Genomic DNA, 18596 nt, shown 5'->3' with positions numbered 1-18596 from the left:
GGCCACTCTTACTCCAGCCTGTCTTCAGCCGACTTTGCTTCAGTCGTGTGGAGGTACGCAACCAGTGCCTGAAACTGATCTTTATAAAGACTGACGGCAGGCATGGCCGATTCATCGAACCCGGCACCGTCATGGTTGAGCAGCTTTCTCAGACGCGAAGGTGTCCAGCGGCCCTTCACATCCGCCAGCGCGGCCGAATACGGATAATCTGCAACAGAGCCAACACGCCGCCCAAGAACACCGTTCAACGGAGGACCAACAAGCGTCTTGCCGTCTGTTGTATGACACGTCCCGCAATAATAGAAGAACACCCGGCTTCCCGTAACCTCTGCCGTTGTTGGGATAGATTCTGCAGCTTGCAATTTTGGCCGCTCGGTCAGGTTTGCAACCTCGAAAGAAGCTGCTTTATCCCGGTGCTTGTCGCCATTGCGTATGAAGATGAGCCAGCCGGAATCCGTGATGATCGCGACGCGCCCATCTGACAGGGAAATGATGTCCCGCATACGTTCGCCGATCGATATCGGCTCAGCATAGGTAATGTCGTCACCTTCCGTTTTCAGGGCGTAGAGCGTATTTCCTGCAAGCGAGGCCACCAGAAGATGCTCGTCCCATTCGGGAAACTCTTCCGCACTGGGTTCAATTAGATTGGAAATCCCGATCGACGGCACAAAGGCGAACCGCGGGCGTTCGAAACCAACCTGCTTTCCGGGATGCGGATTGAATGGCCAAGGAACCGCACCATAGTTTGTGCCATACGTTGCAATCGGCCATCCATAGTTTTTACCCTGCTGGATCAGGTTGACCTCATCCCCGCCACGCGGACCATGTTCTGTTTCCCAAACCCTTCCATCGCTGGCGACGAGCAGGCCCTGCGGATTGCGAAATCCGCGCGCATAGAAACTGTGGCTGCCATCCTTGAGTGAAATCTCGATGATCTTGCTCAGGTCGTTCTTGTTATCCTGGCCAACCTGATACGGTCCGTCCACGCCATCGAACTGATGCGCGCCAAGGGAAAGAAGCAACGTGTCCCCGTTCAGACGCGCAAGACGTCCACCGCCTTCATGTCCTGCCAGGCGCATTCCGGTTGATTTGACCGGGATGCACGGGTCCGTGAAAAAAATCTCGTCCCACGCTCCGGACACGGCATGTACGCCCGCATCATCCTTCGCCAACTGTGTGTGCGACAACACGACCTCGAAACATCCATTCCGATAGCGGTGATGGCTGACATACAGGTCATATAGATTCCCGCCAGCCGGAATGCTCAACAGGTCGAAGGTCCGGAATTCGCTCAGCTGAAAGATCGGATCCTGAAACAGCTCCGACTGCGTCAACTCCTCCAGACCCATCGGAACATGCAGCCCTTGGATCCGGTGGAGACTGTTCTGCCTGTCCAGGTAACCGAATTCGCCCAGCCGTGTGACATACAGGATGTCTCCATCAACCTCCTCCAGCGCCCAGATGGCTGGACTGCCGTTCGGAGACAGGCTGATGCGGGCAATCTGAAGCGGGAAGAAATGCGTCTGGATCGTTTCCCAGGTGACAACATCTTCAGCCGCGGGCGCTTCGAAGCGCGCCAGCGCCGGCTGAAAAATCTTCTCATTCACCTTTTCGAGCGTGTTGTTCTTTCCGGCCCAATACCCGACTGCCGCCGCACAGATCAGAAGGAAGCCAAGGCCGGCAAGAAGCAGGAGGACCAGGGCTATTCGGCGCCATCGCGGTGATATCGGAAGGACATCGAGCAATTTCATGGAAATCTTCTCCAACGCCCTGTTATCGTGCCGATATTAGCGCAATTTCCATGCCGGGGACACACAGCATTCACCCGACTTCTTTGTTCAAAGAAGACCGGAACACAAAGGATGCATTCACAGATCTGCACATGCCGGACCTTCAGGATTCTGCGCCACGATTAATGAGGATCATAGATCTTTCTGCGCGAAGCATCTCCACACGCCCCGTGAATTCCAGTTCGATTTCAGCCAGGAAGTCTTCCCGTCCGGCATCGGCATCCAGGACATGCTCAAACCAGATAATGTTCGGGCACTTCCCGGGCGCCGGCACGGTGTCGCCCTTCTGAAGTTCTTCAAACGAGAAGCCGTTGCGGCTGGCATAATATTCCAGGCCATACCGGACAGCATGTGTCATCATATAGTCGGCCTCAGATTTTCTCGTAGGCTCGGTAAAAATGCGTGAAGACTGACAATCCTCCAACAATCCGGCAACCGTCTGCGCTCCTGCCCGCCAGCCCGTTTTGTCATAAGTGTCCTTGTAGATTGCGCGCCCCTGGGACAGGAGCGCAAACACGCAGACCGCGATCGCAGACCATCGCGGCGCTTGCGGTCCTCCCGCCAGCAGTGCCAGCGCGGTGATGATGCATCCCCCCGCTGCAATCAGGTACCGGTCAATGATGAGCGGCCGGACAGCATTGGCCAACACGAGGAAGCCGAAAAATCCGATCAGGACAGCGATCAGGACAAGCGGGTCGCGAACGTCCTTCCAGCTCAGGCGGCGCTCCAGCAGCAGGAGCAGGACATACACCGAGAGCCCGAATGCGACCAGGTTCCTGGCACCCGCCGACCAGATCTCGTCGATCATAACGAAAATTGCGTCGATCCGGCCCGTCTGAATCCAGTCGATGATGTCGGGACCGGAAGACAGACTCTGGATTATGAATAGCAACACGGCCGGCACCGCAGCAGCCGCGCTCACACAAAGGAAAGGCACGACACCCCGGCCCCGCTTCACCAGAATCAGTGCGAGCGTCATAAGCCCGCCCATGAAAGTCGAGAAATAGTGCAGGTTCACGAAGATCGCGAGCGACAGGCCCCAGAACAGCAATGGCTGCCACTCCCACCGCTGTTCACGCAGCTCCATCTGGAGAAGAACCCGCGCCAGTACGGCGACGGCAATGCCGGAAGAGAAGACCAGAAAATAGGCCCTCAGGTCCGGAAAAGTGCTCAGGAACATCGGCGATGAGGCATAGAGCGCGAGAAGTACGCATATCTGTCCTCGGTCGAGCGCCTTCTGCCGATAAGCATACCATGCAGCGCCAAGAACCAGCGGCACACCCAGAATATTCAGCGCCCGCAGGGCCCCGACATCCGTGACACCGAGTTTCTCGAAAATCTGGATCAGAAGATAGTGAAGGGGCGGATGAACCTCATTCGCCATGATCATCCAGAACTGGCGCCAGCTCTGTTCTGGTCTGGTCGAGGCGAGCGTCCAGAACTCGTCGAGCCAAAGCCCGCGGCCAAGCAATCCGATCACGGTCAGAAGTCCCAGCCCAAGGGCCAGAACGGCCAGAAGCCATTCCGTTCTCTCGATTGACCATTTCATAATCTACCCCGCCCCACATTCTATGGTTCGTCCCAAAAATTCCGTAGCACGCCGCCGGTTGGTCAGGCAACCGCACGTAATTAAACGCATCTACCAGTTATTGCAGGAGTATTTGGAGCGAGCGTTCTGAGCAGAAGGTGCAACCAAAAAGATCAAATGGTGCGGATGAGAGGACTCGAACCTCCACGCCTTGCGGCGCTGGAACCTAAATCCAGTGCGTCTACCAATTCCGCCACATCCGCGTTCCGGCGGAACCCTTAAGCGAGAGCGCGCGCGGGCACAACGGGTCACTGCACCGGAAGGCGCGCTATAAATGGTCCTTCCATGGTGTATTCATGGTGTTCTTCATTGCCTGAGCGGCGGCTTATCCAACACCCTGGATCAGCCAATCTCGCCGTGCAGCGCGCTCAGGATGTCAGGCACCTGACGCTCAAGGTCTTCCGAAATCAGACCCGCCCCGACGCGCCGCCCGGCCTCGCCATGAATCCATGCCGCCATGCTAGCCGCGACCAGCGTGTCAATTCCCTGCGCCATCAGGCCACCTGCAAAGCCCGCCAGAACGTCGCCCGAGCCCGCCGTTGCGAGCCAGCGCGTGGCGTGAATATTGACGACGGCACCGCCATCCGGCTGCGCGATCACTGTGTCCGGACCCTTCAGGAGCACGGTGCACCCGGTCTGGGACGCAGCCTGCCGCACGGCCTCGACCTTGTTCGTCGCGGTCTCCAGCAGATCCCCGAACAGGCGGTTGAACTCGCCGATATGCGGGGTCAGCAGGTCCGTTGGGCGGAGACGTTTGAACAGCTCATCCTGTTGTGACTCAAACACAGTCAGCGCGTCAGCATCAAGCACGGCACGGCCTGGCCCGTTCAGAATTGTCTCCACATTGGCGCGTGTCGACGGCGTGATCCCTGCCCCTGGGCCGGCGATAACAACCGAAGCCGTCTGGATCGCGCCGGAGAGCTCTTCGGTGCCATCGACAGGCTTCACCATCACGGCCGTCAGTTGGCTGGCATTGACCATCAGCGCCGATGGCGGCGTCAACAAGGTCGCCAGCCCGGCGCCGATCCGCAGGCCCGCCCGCACCGCCAGCCGCGCTGCGCCCGTTGATGAGACGCCGCCACTCAGGACTTTCAGGTGCCCCCTGCTATGCTTGTGATCCGCCATGCCGGGTTGCGGCAACAAGCGGAGCCACAGCATCGGACTATTCTCCATCAGCCGCGTCTGCACCGTCACGCCTATGTCGGCGACCAGGACATTGCCGCAATAGGCAGACGCCGGACGGAGCACATGCGCCGGACGGAGCGCGGCAAACGTGATTGTGCCTTCAGCGATGAAGCATGGCCCCAACGGTTTTGCCCGCAGGCCACAGATGCCCGACGGCACATCGATAGAGATCACACGACCACCGCGCTGGGCCAGTTGTGCCGCGACACCTTCCAGTGGCCGGGACAGGCCGCCACCAAACAATCCATCCAGAACAAGATCATGTGGCGCCTCAAGCGCATCTTCCAGCGTGCCGACAGGGCCTTCCCAAAGGGCTGCCGCCTTGGCAGCATCACCCGTCAGCTCGGCGACCGGCACCATGGAATAGACTTTCACATCCCGCCAAAGCTTCGACAACTTTGCGGCCGCCACGAAGCCGTCGCCACCATTCCCGCCCGGTCCGCACAGGACCTGAATGGAGCCTTCCGGCCAGTTCGCATGAACAAATTCGGCGACGGCATCGCCGGCGCGCTGCATCAGCTCGAAACTGTCGAGCCCCTGTGCAAACATCGCCTGCTCGGCGGCCTGCATTTCCTGTGGTGTGAGTATTGGTCTGCCCATAACGGGCTCATAGCACGCGTGTGGCAGCCTGGCTTCCGTATTCAATGACGCGCGGCACCGCACCACTGAAATCGACCTTGGTGATGGAGCAGTGACCAGGCTTGAACACAGTCGTCCGGGTGTCCTGATCAATCAGGCTGATCACGGCATTGATTGCGACGAAGTGGGAAAAGACCGCTGTATTGTCCGGCAGCAATGCCAGTGCCGCAGCAATCTTCTTGCGCCAGGCATCATGCTCAGCGCCCTCGGCATCCCATGTGCCGGCCATATAGGCGCGCAGCCATTCCACGCGATCGCCCACGCCTTCTGGCGTCTCGATCTCCGAAACAACCGGCTCGACTTGCGCAGTTACGCCCGCAAGGCGCTCGAACGCGGCCGCGGTTTCCCGGCACCGCTGCATAGGGCTACTGACAGCGCTACGCGCGCCCAGGTCAAGAAGAGTCGCCGCAGCCGCTTCTGCCTGTTTGTGACCAAGTTCGCTGAGCCCCGGATTGGGGTGGTTGCCCCAACTCGCCGCCGCTTCGCCATGACGGACGAGATAGATCATGCTGATACCCTCAATTCGGTCTTGTCGGGCGAACCGGTGTTTTGGATTCATCCCATTGCTTGCAGGACCGCTGATAGACCACGGACCCGCAATTGTTAAGGTGCGAGGCCCGCGGATCGCACGCCAACTCTCCTGATCCGCGAAACGTGATCGGCGGCTTGCCGACCACGCGACTCCGATGTTTTCGCTCAGGTGCCTATGCCTTGAGCGGTGCGAAGCAGAACCTCGCGCTGTCCTTGCTGACCGAAATCTGCGCGCAGGGATTCGCAAACGGGCCACTTGTTTACGTTGCGATCCACCGGCGCCACAGCACATCCCCCCGGATCCGCAACGGCCTGAATATTTGCAAACAGTCGTGCCAGCCTGAAAACCTCTGACCAATTTTGAAGCAACGCCGCACAAAAATCGACCACGCCTTAACCTCACGCCACCTGACACGCATGAATGTCTCGCCTAGGCACGGGAAGCCGCCTACCGGAGTCTACAGACAGACACTCAGCGGCTGGGAGAACACGGGCCATGAAAAAAATTGAGGCAATCATCAAACCGTTCAAACTCGACGATGTGAAAGAAGCGCTGCAGGAGATTGGCCTGCAGGGCATGACCGTCATCGAAGCGAAAGGATTCGGTCGTCAGCGGGGGCACACCGAACTCTATCGCGGCGCCGAATACGTGGTCGACTTCTTGCCGAAACTCAAAATCGAGATCGTGCTGGCTGACAGTGCCGTTGACGGTGCCGTCGAAGCGATCAAGAAAGCCGCTCACACCGACAAGATCGGCGATGGCAAAATCTTCGTTTCCGATATTATCGATGCAGTTCGGATCCGTACCGGCGAAACCGGCGAAACCGCACTTTGATCCGGCCAGACACACAAACAAATTCAGCAAATTATTGATGGAGGGCATTTCCAATGGCTGAAAACCTCATGAAGATCATGAAGGATGAAGACGTCCAGTACGTGGACCTTCGTTTCACAGACCCGCGCGGCAAGATGCAGCACGTGTCGTTCCACAAGGACATGGTTGACGCCGACTTCTTTATCGATGGCCAGATGTTCGACGGCTCCTCGGTTGCTGGCTGGAAAGCCATCAACGAGTCGGACATGCTTCTGAAGCCGGACACAGCGTCCGCAATTATCGATCCGTTCTTCCAGCAAACCACACTCGCCGTGATGTGTGACGTGCTGGATCCAATCAGCGGCCAGGCCTACAACCGCGACCCGCGGATGACCGCCAAGAAAGCCGAAGCCTATGTGAAGCAGTCCGGCGTTGGCGATACCGTCTTCTTCGGTCCGGAAGCGGAGTTCTTTGTCTTCGACGATGTGCGCTGGAGCGTTGAGCCCCATAATACCGGCTATTCCTTCGACTCGACTGAGCTGCCTGTGAACACGGGCAAGGAATACCCGATGGGCAACATGGGCCACCGCCCGGGCCCGAAAGGTGGTTACTTCCCGGTTCCGCCAATCGACTCCGAACAGGACATGCGCAGCGAAATGCTGTCGGTCATGGCTGACATCGGCCTCGACCCGGAAAAGCATCACCACGAAGTGGCTCCGGCACAGCACGAACTCGGTCTGAAATTCTCGACCCTGACCGTGATGGCTGACCGACTTCAGCTCTACAAATACGTGATCCAGAACGTTGCGCATTCCTACGGCAAGACGGCGACTTTCATGCCGAAACCGATGTACAAGGACAACGGTTCCGGAATGCACGTGCACCAGTCCATCTGGAGCGGCGGCAAGCCGCTGTTCGCCGGCGACAAGTATGCAGGCCTGTCCGAGACCTGCCTCTACTACATTGGCGGCATCATCAAGCACGCCAAGGCTCTGAACGCGATCACCAACCCGTCCACCAACAGCTACAAGCGTCTGGTCCCGGGCTACGAAGCACCGGTCATGCTGGCCTACTCGGCTCGCAACCGTTCGGCCTCGATCCGTATTCCTTTCGGCGACAACCCGAAAGCCAAGCGCATCGAAACCCGCTTCCCGGATCCGATGGCGAACCCATACCTCGCCTTCGCAGCCCTGCTCATGGCTGGCCTCGACGGCATCGAGAACAAGATCCATCCAGGCGACGCCATGGACAAGGACCTCTACGATCTGCCGCCGGAAGAAGCGAAAGCCATTCCGCAGGTCTGCGGCTCGCTGCGTGAGGCTCTTGCTTCCCTCGATGCGGACCGTGAGTTCCTCAAGAAGGGCGGCGTCTTCGACGACGATCAGATCGATGCCTACATCGACCTGAAGATGGAAGAAAACATGAAGTACGAGCTCCACCCGCACCCGGTCGAGTTCGACATGTACTACAAATACTGATCGCTCAGACGATCAGATCACCCGACACACGGGGGAAGGCCGGGCCGGTACCGAAAGGTACCGGCCCTTACCGTTTCAGGAACCAATCGCGCAAAACAAAAGCCCCGGTCCATCGACCGGGGCTTTGTAACTCTGTCGTCTGGAGACACCAGGTCAGCCAGCTTCTGGCTGGCTCTTCTTGGCGTGAACGTAAAGCGGCTCGGCATTGCCATCGACCACTTCCCCGCTGATCACGACTTCCTCGACACCGCGCAGGTTCGGCAGTTCGAACATCGTGTCGAGCAGAATGCTCTCCATGATGGAACGCAGCCCCCGTGCACCGGTCTTGCGGACGATGGCGCGGCGAGCCACGGCCGTCAGCGCATCCGGCGTGAAGGTCAGCTGGACATTCTCCATGTCGAAGAGACGCTGGTACTGCTTCAGCAGTGCGTTCTTCGGCTCGGTCAGGATCTGGATCAGTGCCTGTTCATCGAGGTCTTCCAAGGTGGCAATGACTGGCAGACGGCCGATGAATTCCGGGATCAGGCCGAAACGCTGAAGGTCTTCCGGTTCGACTTCGCGCAGGATCTCGCCCACGCCGCGGCCTTCCGGATCTTTCACCGGTGCGCCAAAGCCAATCGAGGCCGCTTCGCCGCGCGCAGAGATGATCTTGTCGAGGCCAGCAAACGCACCGCCACAAATAAACAGGATGTTCGTCGTGTCCACCTGCAGGAATTCCTGCTGCGGGTGCTTGCGTCCGCCTTGCGGCGGTACGGCCGCGACAGTGCCTTCCATGATCTTCAGAAGCGCCTGCTGGACCCCCTCGCCCGACACGTCGCGGGTGATGGACGGATTGTCCGACTTGCGGGAAATCTTGTCGATTTCGTCGATATAGACGATGCCGCGCTGGGCGCGCTCGACATTGTAGTCAGCCGCCTGGAGCAGTTTCAGGACGATGTTCTCGACGTCCTCACCGACATAGCCGGCTTCAGTAAGCGTCGTCGCGTCAGCCATCGTGAACGGTACATCCAGGATCCGCGCCAGCGTCTGGGCCAGCAGTGTCTTGCCGCAACCCGTCGGGCCGACCAGCAGGATGTTGGATTTCGACAGCTCTACGCCATCCGTTTTACCAGCATGAGACAGGCGCTTGTAGTGATTGTGCACGGCAACCGACAGGATGCGCTTCGCATAGGTCTGTCCGATCACATAGTCGTCAAGCACGTCGCAGATTTCCTGCGGTGTCGGGACGCCTTCGCGAGAGCGGACCAGCGAGGTTTTGTTTTCCTCGCGGATGATGTCCATGCAGAGTTCAACACATTCATCACAGATGAACACGGTCGGACCAGCAATGAGCTTCTTCACCTCATGCTGGCTTTTGCCGCAGAACGAGCAGTAAAGCGTGTTCTTGGAGTCGCCTGAGCCGGTTTGTTTGGTCATGCTTTCCTCAATGCCGGTTAAGGCTTAACGTGGTTTTAAGCGCCCAAACCCAGTTCCTTAACAGAACAATATGGGCATTGGCCTGCACTGCAAGTGCCGGGCCGCAATACGCGGGGACGCGCGATCTATTTGTCATCCTCTACGGCCCGGCGTTCGAACACCTTGTCGATGATGCCGAATTCCTGGGCTTCCTCAGCTGTGAGGAAGGTATCCCGATCCAGTTTCCGCTCAATTGCGTCGTAGTCCTGGCCGGTATGCTTGACGTAAATCTGATTCAGGCGCCGCTTAAGATCAATGATTTCTTCGGCATGGCGCTCAATATCCGTCGCAACGCCCTGATAGCCACCGGACGGCTGGTGGAGCATCACGCGGGCATTAGGCAAGGCAAAACGAGCCCCTGCCTCGCCAGCAGCGAGCAAAAGCGAGCCCATTGAGGCCGCTTGGCCAATACAGACTGTGGACACCGAGCACCGGATAAACTGCATGGTGTCATAAATCGCCAGACCAGACGACACATAACCGCCGGGGCTATTGATATACATGGCGATTTCTTTTTTCGGGTTTTCCGATTCGAGAAACAGCAGCTGAGCTGTAATCAGGGCGGCCATGCCATCATCGATACCACCGGTCACGAAGATGATCCGCTCTTTCAGAAGGCGCGAAAAGATGTCGAACGCCCGTTCGCCACGGCTGGTCTGCTCCACCACCATGGGGACTAGGTTGAGGGCAGTCTGGTACGAATTTGACATAAGTCGGGCCTCGGGCGTCGAAAAAAGGAATCTCTACTTTGCCAGAACTGGCAGAATGACTGATATTTGTCCACGCAGGCAGTGCTGCAAGAGGCGTTCCGCTGTGGAAAGCCTTAGCGAAACGGCCATTCAGCAGCCTTGCTGGGCAATTCACCGGCCGGATCCAGCATAAACGCCAGATAATCGTCATGTACCGTTTGCGCCTGAAGGTCCCTCAGCAGCATGTGGAACCCCTTTTCATAGTAGACTGTCCTGACATGCGACGGCAGCACTTTCGCGGTTCGTTCCACCCCCTTTGCCGGCACAACGTAATCATTTGCTCCATAAGACATGAGCGTCGGCAAGCTTGCTGGCAGGTTCGGGGCGCGTTCATGTGCCCGCTCCATCAGCGAAACAAGCCCATAGACCTGATCAATGCGATTGGTCGGCATCATCAGCGGATCAGACCAAGTCCGCTGAAGCATCTCGATATTGTCCGAGGGTTCGATCCGAACGAAACGCCTCGGCGGCTGAACGATCCAGCCCGGCCTGACGTGCGCAGACAGCCAGAGGCTGGTCCGGTAGGTGAGGTTCATTGCGCCCCAGCCCCGCAGGCCAGGTCCGGACGCGATAAACTGATCGGCAGCTGGCGGTAAATCGGAGCCAAACGCCGACATGGCCACCGACGCACCCATGGAAATTCCGACCACCGTGATCTTAGCATCAGGGTGACGCTGTCTGGCGAGGTCCACCGCCGTTCGAAGATCCTCCCGCATCAGGTCTTCGTCAGGCCAGATTCCTCTCTCAGGCGAACGGCCGAAGCCGCGCTGGTCGTAAGCGTAGACCGTCACGCCTTTCGACGCCCAATAGGGCGCCGCCATGTGGAACGCGTTCGCATAATCGTTCATGCCGTGCAGGCCGACCACAACATGTCCTGCGGCCTCTCCGGCCTCCTGCCCCGGCCAATAGGTCAGCCCCAGCTCGGCGCCGTCGAACGACACAAACTTGTTTTCTTCCACTTTCAGTTCGGGTGTCACGGTTTGCGTCATGGAGAGCGGTTCCTGAACCTTTGGCGTTGCACAGGCACTGACGGCCAGCATTGCCAGCACGATCAGCTTTCGGACAAGGCCGAACGGACCGCGCTCCGCAGGTCGGGCAGCACATCGTCCTCGAACCAGGGATTGCGCTTCAGCCATGCGGTATTCCTCCAGCTTGGATGCGGCAGGGTGAAAATGCGATCGCCAGCATAGGATTTCCAGTTCGCGACCGTCGCTGTCAGTGTCTTTTCGACCCGGCGCCCAAGATGCCAGCGCTGGGCATATCCACCGACCAGCAAGACCACGTCGATCCTGGAAAGCTGTTCCAGAACCCGTTGCCGCCAGACCTCAGCGCAACGCTTCATGGGCGGCAGGTCTCCACCCTTGGCATCATAGCCCGGAAAGCAAAGCCCCATTGGCAGGATCGCGATCCGGCTGGCGTCGTAGAATTCCTCCCGTGACAGGCCCATCCAGTCTCTCAGACGGTCACCAGACGGATCGTTGAACGGTGTGCCGGTCGTGTCTGCCAGATTGCCGGGAGCCTGACCTGCGACCAGAACGCGGGCGTCAGCTGACAGCTGGAAAATGGGGTTCGGCGCGCGTTCCATTTCCGCCTCACATAGGCGGCACCGGCGTATCTCATTAATCAGGGACTGGAGATCATCGCTCATGCGTCCATATTTGAGGGGGAATGTGGCCGCGAAAAGGAGTCCTGAGCATGAGCGAACCAATCTCGCGAAGAATTGAACCGAGAGCACGCGATCTGGGCGGTGGCTTCCGTGTTCGCCGGGTGCTGCCTTTCCATGCGCAACGCATGGTCGGTCCATTCGTCTTCTTCGATCATTTCGGACCCGTGGAATACGCGCCCGGTGAAGGCTTCGATGTGCGCCCGCATCCGCATATCGGTCTGTCTACCGTCACCTACCTGTTCGAAGGCGCGATAGAACATCGGGACTCCCTCGGAACAGATCTTGTCATTCGCCCAGGCGCAGTGAACTGGATGACCGCCGGACACGGCATTGTCCACTCGGAACGAACCCCAGCCCCGGAACGGGAGGCAGGTCAGAGCATGCACGGCCTTCAGACCTGGCTCGCGCTGCCGAAGACCCATGAGGATATTCCACCAGCTTTCGACCATCATCCGGCCGATGCGCTACCGGAATTCAATCACCGAGGCGCGCGCATGCGTGTGCTCGCTGGTGAGGCATTCGGAAAAGTCTCACCCGTGCAGTTCCCATGGCCAATCCTGTACGTGGCTTTCGAGGCGGATGAAGGCGCCAACCTGATCCTTCCACACACACTCGCCGAAGAGCGGGCAGTCTATCTCGTCAGCGGCAGTGCTGTGATTGGCGGTGAGACGTTCGGCGAAGGACAGATGCTCGTACTGGCCAGGGGCATCGATGTCGCCATTCGGCTGGAGCCTGGTACGAAAGGTGTGATCTGCGGCGGCGCGGCCATGGATGGGCCACGCAAAATCGAATGGAATTTCGTCGCCAGCGATCAGACGCTTATCGATCAGGCGAAACAGGATTGGCAACATTCGGTCAGCTCGGGTGGATCTGACCGCTTTCCAACGGTTCCCGGCGACGAAGAGGAATGGATCCCGCTCCCATGAGGCACAAGCTTGCCCCTCGCCCGGGCACGTGCAAAACCCCTCCTAACAGGATTGTTACGGAGAATCTCATGAAGAAGCTGTTCCTGGCAGCGTCCCTGCTGGCGTTGACCGCCTGTGGAGAACAAGCCGCCAAGGTCGACACCACCCCCGAAGCAGAAACCAATGCAGCTGCAGCGACACCGGACCTGCTGATGCCGCTTCCGGAAGGTACGGTCGCAGACATTTCGGCCGACGATCTGGCGGTCCGTATCAAAACTCTCGCAGACGATACGTTTGAAGGCCGGGGTCCCGGTACGCCGACAGGCGAAGCTGCAGCTGACTGGATTGCCGCCGAGATGAACCGGATTGGGCTAAAGCCTGGCGCAGCCAATGGCAGCTATCTTCAGGAAGTGCAGATGGTGAACCAGACCATCGACCCATCTGAATCCTATCTGTCGTTCTCGTCAGAAGACGGCACGGAGATCCCGACCACACTGAAAGACGATGCGGTAATCTGGACCAAGCGCCAGAATGCGACCGAGCTTTCCTTCGACCCGAGCGATGTTGTTTTTGTCGGTTATGGCGCGGTCGCTCCGGAATATGAGTGGAACGATTACGACGATCAGGATTTCACCGGCAAGACGGTCATCATCCTGGTCAATGATCCGGGCTTTGCAACACAGGACCCAGACCTCTTCAAAGGCAAGGCCATGACCTATTATGGCCGCTGGACCTACAAGTATGAAGAAGCGGCCCGCCAGAACGCTGCTGCTGCGATCGTCGTCCACGAAACAGCGCCTGCTGCTTATGGCTGGGACGTGGTCGCGAACTCCTGGTCAGGCGCTCAATCGGATCTCGTGCGCGCAAATGGTGGTGAGGACCGCACCACGATGGAAGCGTGGATCACCCGCGATAAAGCCGAAGAACTCTTCAAGGCTGCCGGGCTCGACTACGAGACGCTGAAGGATGCCGCCAAGGAACGCGGCTTCAAACCGGTGCCGCTCACCGGACTGAAGGCTCAGGGTGCGATCACCCAGAAGATTGAACCCCTGACCAGCCACAATGTCATCGGTGTACTCCCAGGCCAGACCACACCGGACGAGTATGTTCTGTACACGGCTCACTGGGATCACCTCGGCAAGAAGTCCGGCGAAAAGACCGGAGCTCCTGGCGAGGACTTCTACCAGGACCAGATCTTCAACGGTGCCGTAGACAACGCAACCGGCGCTGCCGCCTTGCTGGAAATTGCTGAAGCTATGGCGGCGCAATCGGTCGACCGCTCTGTCATGTTCCTGTCTGTCACACTGGAAGAGTCCGGACTGCTCGGTTCCGAGTATTTCGCGCAACATCCGACTGTGCCGCTGAACAAGATTGTTGCCGGCATCAACATGGACGGCTCCCTGCCGGTTGGGCGCACACATGACATGGTGGTGGTCGGTTATGGCGCTTCGGAACTGGAAGACATGCTGACAGAATACCTCGCCAAGCAAGACCGGGTCGTGAAGCCGGATCCCAAACCGGAAGCCGGATCGTTCTATCGCTCGGACCATATCTCGCTCGCCAAGCGCGGCGTACCGATGCTGTATGCCGATGGCGGTGAGGACAAGGTGGATGGCGGCATCGCTGCAGGCAAGGCAATCGCTCAGGCCTACAATGAGCAGCGCTACCACAAGCCCATGGACGAATACACTGACGATTGGGACCTTTCCGGCAATGTGGAAGACGTCACCGCGCTCTTCGAAGTCGGCAAGTCCATCGCCCAATCCGATGCCTGGCCGACTTGGTATCCTGGCAACGAGTTTGAAGCAGCCCGCAAGGCCAGCCTCGGCGAAAACTGATCGATCGCCCTCCGCCGGATCATACCGGCGGAGGGCAATTTACTTTGGAACCATTCAAGCATGCTTTCGTACCAGCACGGCTTTCACGCAGGCAATCGCGCGGACGTGCTGAAACATGCCGTACTTCATGCAATATTGAGCGCTACCGCCAAGCAATCGACCAACATCCTTTATGTTGAAACGCATTCCGGACGCGGACGGTATGATTTAAATAGCGCACAATCGACAAAAGGCGGAGAAGCACTCGACGGCATCCTGTCGCTCCTCGACGAAGGCTCACCCAAACCTGTCCGTCCATGGCTAGACCTCGTCAGAGAACGTGGCGTGAATGATTATCCGGGTTCTCCAGCGCTTGCGCAGCAATTGCTGCCCGCATCGACCCGCATGATCTTGTTTGAAAAACATCCAACCGAGTACAAGGAACTCGTCAAAGCCCTGGGCGAGGACGACCGGCTGCAAATCAAGCATGCCGATGGCTATTCGGGCGCACTCAAGCTTTCCCCCCGCAGCAATGAACAGATCGTCTGTTTCGTCGACCCGAGCTACGAAACCAGCCGTGACATCGACGCTCTGGCCCTGTGGACCCCGCGCGCCCTCAAGCGCTGGCCGAAGGGCATCCTTATTCTGTGGCTGCCACTCTTCAAAGACGGACGGGAAATCGAGTTCGGAGAGTACCTGACAGAGCTAGACGATTGTTTCGTGGCGGGTGCCCGCTGGCCGATGGATCCGTTGGATGAAGGCGCCCTGGAAGGCTCTGCCATTGTCGCCTATCGCTCGCCGGGGGCAGCGCGCGAAACCTCGCTTAACATAGCCAGTGCATTGCAGTCATGGTGGGCACGCTGAGCGGCGAGCCACGCCATATCCTGCTGGCGGGTGGCGGTCACGCGCACGCCGTCGCGCTGCATCAATTGGCGAACAACCCGCCGCAGCCGGAGACCCGGCTGACTCTCGTTTCACCATCTACACACAATCTGTACAGCGGCGCCCTACCTGGCGTGATCGCCGGACACTGGCAAGCTGACGACATTGGCGTTCCACTTCAGCCGCTTTGCGAAGCCATTGGCGCCCAGTTCATTCAGGACAGAATAGCTGCGATCAATCCAGAATCCCGGACAGCTATCCTGGGATCAGGCGAGTCAATTTCATTCGACGTGATGAGCCTGGATATCGGGTCCGGAATTCGCCCACTGGACGTCCCCGGCAGTGATGGCGCGATTATTCCGGTCCGGCCAATCGCACCCTTTCTGCAGAAATGGGAATCTGCACTGGAACAGATCAAGGCCAGATCCACTCCTTCCACAATCATCGTCACCGGGGCCGGACTGGCAGGCATCGAAGTCGCGCTCGCCATCCACTATCGTCTTCTGCAGGAAGGCATCACCACACCCGCGATTCACTTGATCGATCCAGGTGATGAAATTGCCGCATCCAGTGCAGCCGCACTACGTCGGAAACTTTACCGTGCGTTGGGCCGCTACGGCATAAACCTGATGCTGCAAACGAGCATTCGAGCCATTGAGAATGGTTGTGTCACGGTCTCGACAGGCGCCAAAATCGCGACCGCTTTCATCGTGAACTGCGCAGGGTCTGCCCCACACGACTGGGTGGCCCACACCGGTCTGAAAACTGCCAACGGACGTATCGAGGTGGATGCCTGCCTGCGTTCCATCAGTCACTCCCATATCTGGGCGGCTGGCGACACCTCGTATTTCCAGCCCAAATCTCTACCGCCCGCTGGCGTGTTCGCAGTTCGGGCCGGCCCTGTGATTGCGGAGAACATCCGCCGATTTTCGCAGGATAAAGATCTCGCTGAATACCATCCGCAAACCGATTATCTGAAGCTGGTAAGCTTGGGACAAAAGCGGGCCGTGGCAGAAAAGTTTGGGCTTACTCTCGAAGGCGGCTGGGTGTGGCACCTCAAGAAATCTATAGATTTCTCATTCCTGCGGGATCACAGCCCGCCGTCGAGCCACTGACAAAATAGCGTCGGCGGCAATTTCGGCAGATGAGTGACCGCCACCTTGCATTCGCGCAAGGGCTTCCTTCTGTGCCTGCCTCTGCGTGTCCAGAAGTTCCGGATACTTCAGCCATTTGATCGCGGTATCCGCGATCAGCTCAGGCTTCTGCCGAGTCTGGACGAATTCCGGCACGATTTCCTGATCGTCTGATACGATGTTCAGCAACGTGATATGCTGCTTCTTGTAGAGCAGTCCGCGCGCAAGCGCCCAGGTTAGCCAACCCGTCCGGTACGCCACGATCATCGGCGTACCCTGCATTGCCAGTTCGCTGGTCACGGTACCTGAACACGCCAAAGCCAAGTCTGCTGCAGCCATGGCATCATAACGTTCTTCTGGCGTGCGCAGCACTTCAGCCCAGCCAGACACATCCGGAAACGCCTCGTCAAACGCCTCAGCCATATTTGCAGCTGGTGAAACGATAATACGGACGCCCGGCACAGCTGCAGCAACCTGTTTCGCAGCCTCAAGCAGCGCTGGGGCGACTTTGGCCAGTTCGCTCCGCCGGCTACCCGGCAGAACGAGGCAGATTTTTTCGTCCTTTCCAAGGCCACGCGCGGCGCGGAATTTCTGCCCATCTCCCGGGGTGTTCCGCGACAAGGCAGGATTTCCGATAACGGTCGTCGGCAAGCCAAACGGCTCATAATAGGGCGCTTCCATGTCATGCATGCAAAGCAGATGGTCCACTGTCGCCGACAGCGTCTTCGCCCGGCCGGGCCGAGTTGCCCAAACCTGGGGTCCAATGAGTTTGATCAGCTTTATGTCTGGTGCTCGCGCACGAACCCGCTGTGCGACCCGCAACATGAATCCCCACGAATCCACAAGCACAACAACATCTGGTTGAAACGCAATAATGGCATCAGCCGCGGCATCCGCCAGCTTTACGACGGTACCATAGGCCCGAATGCCTTCAGCAAAACCAAGAATGGAAAGGGGTGAAATATCAAAAGGCGAGTGAATGCCAACGGATGCGAGTTCCCTGCCGCCAATTCCCGCGAGCTCCACATCGTACGTCTTCCGACGGATCTCTTCGACCACTTCGCGGGCCAGCAAATCGCCGGAGGCTTCTCCCGCGACCATGAATATGCGCAAAGGCTTCACGAAACTTCGTCCGGTTTAAAACCATAGATGAAAACGCCCAACCGGTCGGCCGCAGCTTCCATGTCGGCGCGCCGCAGCAGCAAAGCCCCGCCTGCCTCAACCGCCAATCCAGCGAGCCCGGCGGCAGCAACAAGCTCCACTGTAGAAACGCCAGTAGTCGGCAGATCTATTCGGCGCTCCTGATCTGGTTTCGGGCGCTTTGCGAGCACACCACGGCGAGCGTCCGGTTTTCCCCGAATGGCTTCCGGAAGCGCGGCGCAACGCTTCAGCATTTCGTCAGTGCCCTCCTGCGCTTCGACGGCGAGGACAAGCCCATCGCAGACCACGCACCCCTGCCCGATGTCGAGCGCACCTGTCGCAGACGCAACCTTCGCTGCGGCCCTGATATCCGCCAGATTCTCTTCATTTGGCTCAGGGCCAGCAATCAGCCCCACCGGTGCGAGCAGCGCTTTATTGGCCTCTTCGCTGCCAATCACATTGAAGCCATGCTTCTCGAATTCCCTGACGAGCACTTTGAGCAAGGCGTCGTCCCCCTTGCGGGCTTCTGAGACCACTTTGGGCAGCAGCATGGCGCCCCGCATGTCCAGCTTGAGGTCCTTGAAGTTCGGGCGTTTCACAATCCCCGCAAAGACGACATCCTTGCAGCCAGCGGACTTCAGCCGTTCGATCACGCCTCCGATTTCTCCGAGACCGACTACCGCACCCGGATATTCGGCGAGGGCTGGCTCTTCGAAGCCCTTCAGACGGAGAACATAGACTCCCTGCCCGCTTGCGACAGCGTTACTGGCAATGGCGACCGGAAGTTCGCCCAGCCCTGCAATCAGTCCCAGCGGCGCGGTCAT

Annotated in this window: 16 protein-coding genes and 1 tRNA gene; 6 read left to right on the top strand and 11 right to left on the bottom strand. The window is 58.6% G+C overall.

Going from position 1 to position 18596, the window contains the following annotated elements; genetic code table 11:
- Positions 1 to 8: 8 nt before the first annotated feature.
- The 5 genes from HY26_RS17505 to HY26_RS17485 all read right to left on the bottom strand — a co-directional run bounded on the left by HY26_RS17505 (position 9) and on the right by HY26_RS17485 (position 5710).
- Complete coding sequence (locus tag HY26_RS17505; RefSeq protein ID WP_112074228.1) at positions 9 to 1751, bottom strand: PQQ-dependent sugar dehydrogenase; 1743 nt, start codon at positions 1749 to 1751, stop codon at positions 9 to 11.
- A 142-nt stretch (positions 1752 to 1893) separates the two neighbouring features.
- Positions 1894 to 3339 carry a hypothetical protein gene (locus HY26_RS17500; RefSeq protein WP_112074227.1) on the bottom strand — a complete coding sequence of 482 codons (1446 nt, stop codon included), beginning with the start codon at positions 3337 to 3339 and terminating at the stop codon, positions 1894 to 1896.
- Between the two features lie 157 nt (positions 3340 to 3496).
- Positions 3497 to 3581, bottom strand: a tRNA-Leu gene (locus tag HY26_RS17495).
- A 139-nt stretch (positions 3582 to 3720) separates the two neighbouring features.
- Positions 3721 to 5163: an NAD(P)H-hydrate dehydratase gene (locus tag HY26_RS17490; RefSeq protein ID WP_112074226.1), complete on the bottom strand. Its 1443-nt coding sequence runs from the start codon at positions 5161 to 5163 to the stop codon at positions 3721 to 3723.
- Between the two features lie 7 nt (positions 5164 to 5170).
- A complete protein-coding gene (locus HY26_RS17485; RefSeq protein ID WP_034765005.1) occupies positions 5171 to 5710 on the bottom strand; it encodes a histidine phosphatase family protein in 540 nt (179 codons plus the stop codon).
- A gap of 519 nt (positions 5711 to 6229) precedes the next feature.
- Here HY26_RS17485 and HY26_RS17480 point away from each other — a divergent pair.
- Positions 6230 to 6568, top strand: a complete 339-nt coding sequence (locus tag HY26_RS17480; protein WP_034765007.1) for a P-II family nitrogen regulator — start codon at positions 6230 to 6232, stop codon at positions 6566 to 6568.
- Positions 6569 to 6621: 53 nt separating this feature from the next.
- Positions 6622 to 8025, top strand: a complete 1404-nt coding sequence (gene glnA / locus HY26_RS17475; RefSeq protein ID WP_034765010.1) for a type I glutamate--ammonia ligase — start codon at positions 6622 to 6624, stop codon at positions 8023 to 8025.
- Between the two features lie 153 nt (positions 8026 to 8178).
- Here the strand turns inward: glnA and clpX are convergent, their stop codons facing one another.
- The 4 genes from clpX to HY26_RS17455 form a co-directional block, all read right to left on the bottom strand.
- Positions 8179 to 9441, bottom strand: coding sequence for an ATP-dependent Clp protease ATP-binding subunit ClpX (gene clpX, locus HY26_RS17470; RefSeq protein ID WP_034765012.1), 1263 nt, complete (start codon positions 9439 to 9441; stop codon positions 8179 to 8181).
- Between the two features lie 125 nt (positions 9442 to 9566).
- Positions 9567 to 10190 (bottom strand): ATP-dependent Clp protease proteolytic subunit, encoded by a 624-nt coding sequence (locus HY26_RS17465; RefSeq protein ID WP_034765015.1) that lies wholly within the window; start codon positions 10188 to 10190, stop codon positions 9567 to 9569.
- A 113-nt stretch (positions 10191 to 10303) separates the two neighbouring features.
- Positions 10304 to 11365: an alpha/beta fold hydrolase gene (locus HY26_RS17460; protein WP_112074225.1), complete on the bottom strand. Its 1062-nt coding sequence runs from the start codon at positions 11363 to 11365 to the stop codon at positions 10304 to 10306.
- Entirely contained in the window at positions 11281 to 11877 is a 597-nt protein-coding gene (locus HY26_RS17455) for a uracil-DNA glycosylase family protein (protein ID WP_034765018.1), read from the bottom strand. Before HY26_RS17455 ends, HY26_RS17460 begins: the two co-directional genes overlap by 85 nt.
- A gap of 47 nt (positions 11878 to 11924) precedes the next feature.
- Here HY26_RS17455 and HY26_RS17450 point away from each other — a divergent pair, with 47 nt between their 5' ends.
- The 4 genes from HY26_RS17450 (at position 11925) to HY26_RS17435 (ending at position 16614) form a co-directional block, all read left to right on the top strand.
- Positions 11925 to 12821: a pirin family protein gene (locus tag HY26_RS17450; RefSeq protein ID WP_034765208.1), complete on the top strand. Its 897-nt coding sequence runs from the start codon at positions 11925 to 11927 to the stop codon at positions 12819 to 12821.
- 68 nt (positions 12822 to 12889) lie between these two features.
- A complete protein-coding gene (locus HY26_RS17445) occupies positions 12890 to 14638 on the top strand; it encodes a M28 family metallopeptidase (protein WP_034765021.1) in 1749 nt (582 codons plus the stop codon).
- Positions 14639 to 14698: 60 nt separating this feature from the next.
- Positions 14699 to 15481: a 23S rRNA (adenine(2030)-N(6))-methyltransferase RlmJ gene (gene rlmJ / locus HY26_RS17440; protein ID WP_051599809.1), complete on the top strand. Its 783-nt coding sequence runs from the start codon at positions 14699 to 14701 to the stop codon at positions 15479 to 15481.
- The gene (locus HY26_RS17435) at positions 15466 to 16614 is read left to right on the top strand and encodes an FAD-dependent oxidoreductase (RefSeq protein WP_112074224.1); all 1149 of its coding nucleotides are present in this window, start codon (positions 15466 to 15468) and stop codon (positions 16612 to 16614) included. Before rlmJ ends, HY26_RS17435 begins: the two co-directional genes overlap by 16 nt.
- Here HY26_RS17435 and lpxB read toward each other — a convergent pair.
- Positions 16576 to 17754 carry a lipid-A-disaccharide synthase gene (lpxB, locus tag HY26_RS17430; protein ID WP_233348698.1) on the bottom strand — a complete coding sequence of 393 codons (1179 nt, stop codon included), beginning with the start codon at positions 17752 to 17754 and terminating at the stop codon, positions 16576 to 16578. The genes HY26_RS17435 and lpxB overlap by 39 nt on opposite strands.
- Complete coding sequence (locus HY26_RS17425) at positions 17751 to 18596, bottom strand: LpxI family protein (protein ID WP_034765030.1); 846 nt, start codon at positions 18594 to 18596, stop codon at positions 17751 to 17753. Before HY26_RS17425 ends, lpxB begins: the two co-directional genes overlap by 4 nt.

Source organism: Hyphomonas sp. GM-8P (assembly GCF_003263315.1).
Lineage (GTDB): Bacteria > Pseudomonadota > Alphaproteobacteria > Caulobacterales > Hyphomonadaceae > Hyphomonas.
Note: the sequence above shows the minus strand (reverse complement) of the source record. Positions and strands in the feature narration are given on the sequence as shown.

Excerpts from the sequence above, each read along its gene's own strand:
- clpX (WP_034765012.1), bottom strand. The coding sequence starts at position 9,441 with ATGACCAAACAAACCGGCTCAGGCGACTCCAAGAACACGCTTTACTGC.
- HY26_RS17505 (WP_112074228.1), bottom strand. The coding sequence starts at position 1,751 with ATGAAATTGCTCGATGTCCTTCCGATATCACCGCGATGGCGCCGAATA.
- HY26_RS17425 (WP_034765030.1), bottom strand. The coding sequence starts at position 18,596 with ATGACCGCGCCGCTGGGACTGATTGCAGGGCTGGGCGAACTTCCGGTC.
- glnA (WP_034765010.1), top strand. The coding sequence starts at position 6,622 with ATGGCTGAAAACCTCATGAAGATCATGAAGGATGAAGACGTCCAGTAC.
- HY26_RS17485 (WP_034765005.1), bottom strand. The coding sequence starts at position 5,710 with ATGATCTATCTCGTCCGTCATGGCGAAGCGGCGGCGAGTTGGGGCAAC.
- HY26_RS17480 (WP_034765007.1), top strand. The coding sequence starts at position 6,230 with ATGAAAAAAATTGAGGCAATCATCAAACCGTTCAAACTCGACGATGTG.
- HY26_RS17465 (WP_034765015.1), bottom strand. The coding sequence starts at position 10,190 with ATGTCAAATTCGTACCAGACTGCCCTCAACCTAGTCCCCATGGTGGTG.
- HY26_RS17455 (WP_034765018.1), bottom strand. The coding sequence starts at position 11,877 with ATGAGCGATGATCTCCAGTCCCTGATTAATGAGATACGCCGGTGCCGC.
- HY26_RS17490 (WP_112074226.1), bottom strand. The coding sequence starts at position 5,163 with ATGGGCAGACCAATACTCACACCACAGGAAATGCAGGCCGCCGAGCAG.
- rlmJ (WP_051599809.1), top strand. The coding sequence starts at position 14,699 with ATGCTTTCGTACCAGCACGGCTTTCACGCAGGCAATCGCGCGGACGTG.
- HY26_RS17445 (WP_034765021.1), top strand. The coding sequence starts at position 12,890 with ATGAAGAAGCTGTTCCTGGCAGCGTCCCTGCTGGCGTTGACCGCCTGT.
- HY26_RS17450 (WP_034765208.1), top strand. The coding sequence starts at position 11,925 with ATGAGCGAACCAATCTCGCGAAGAATTGAACCGAGAGCACGCGATCTG.
- HY26_RS17460 (WP_112074225.1), bottom strand. The coding sequence starts at position 11,365 with ATGGCTGAAGCGCAATCCCTGGTTCGAGGACGATGTGCTGCCCGACCT.
- HY26_RS17435 (WP_112074224.1), top strand. The coding sequence starts at position 15,466 with ATGGTGGGCACGCTGAGCGGCGAGCCACGCCATATCCTGCTGGCGGGT.
- HY26_RS17500 (WP_112074227.1), bottom strand. The coding sequence starts at position 3,339 with ATGAAATGGTCAATCGAGAGAACGGAATGGCTTCTGGCCGTTCTGGCC.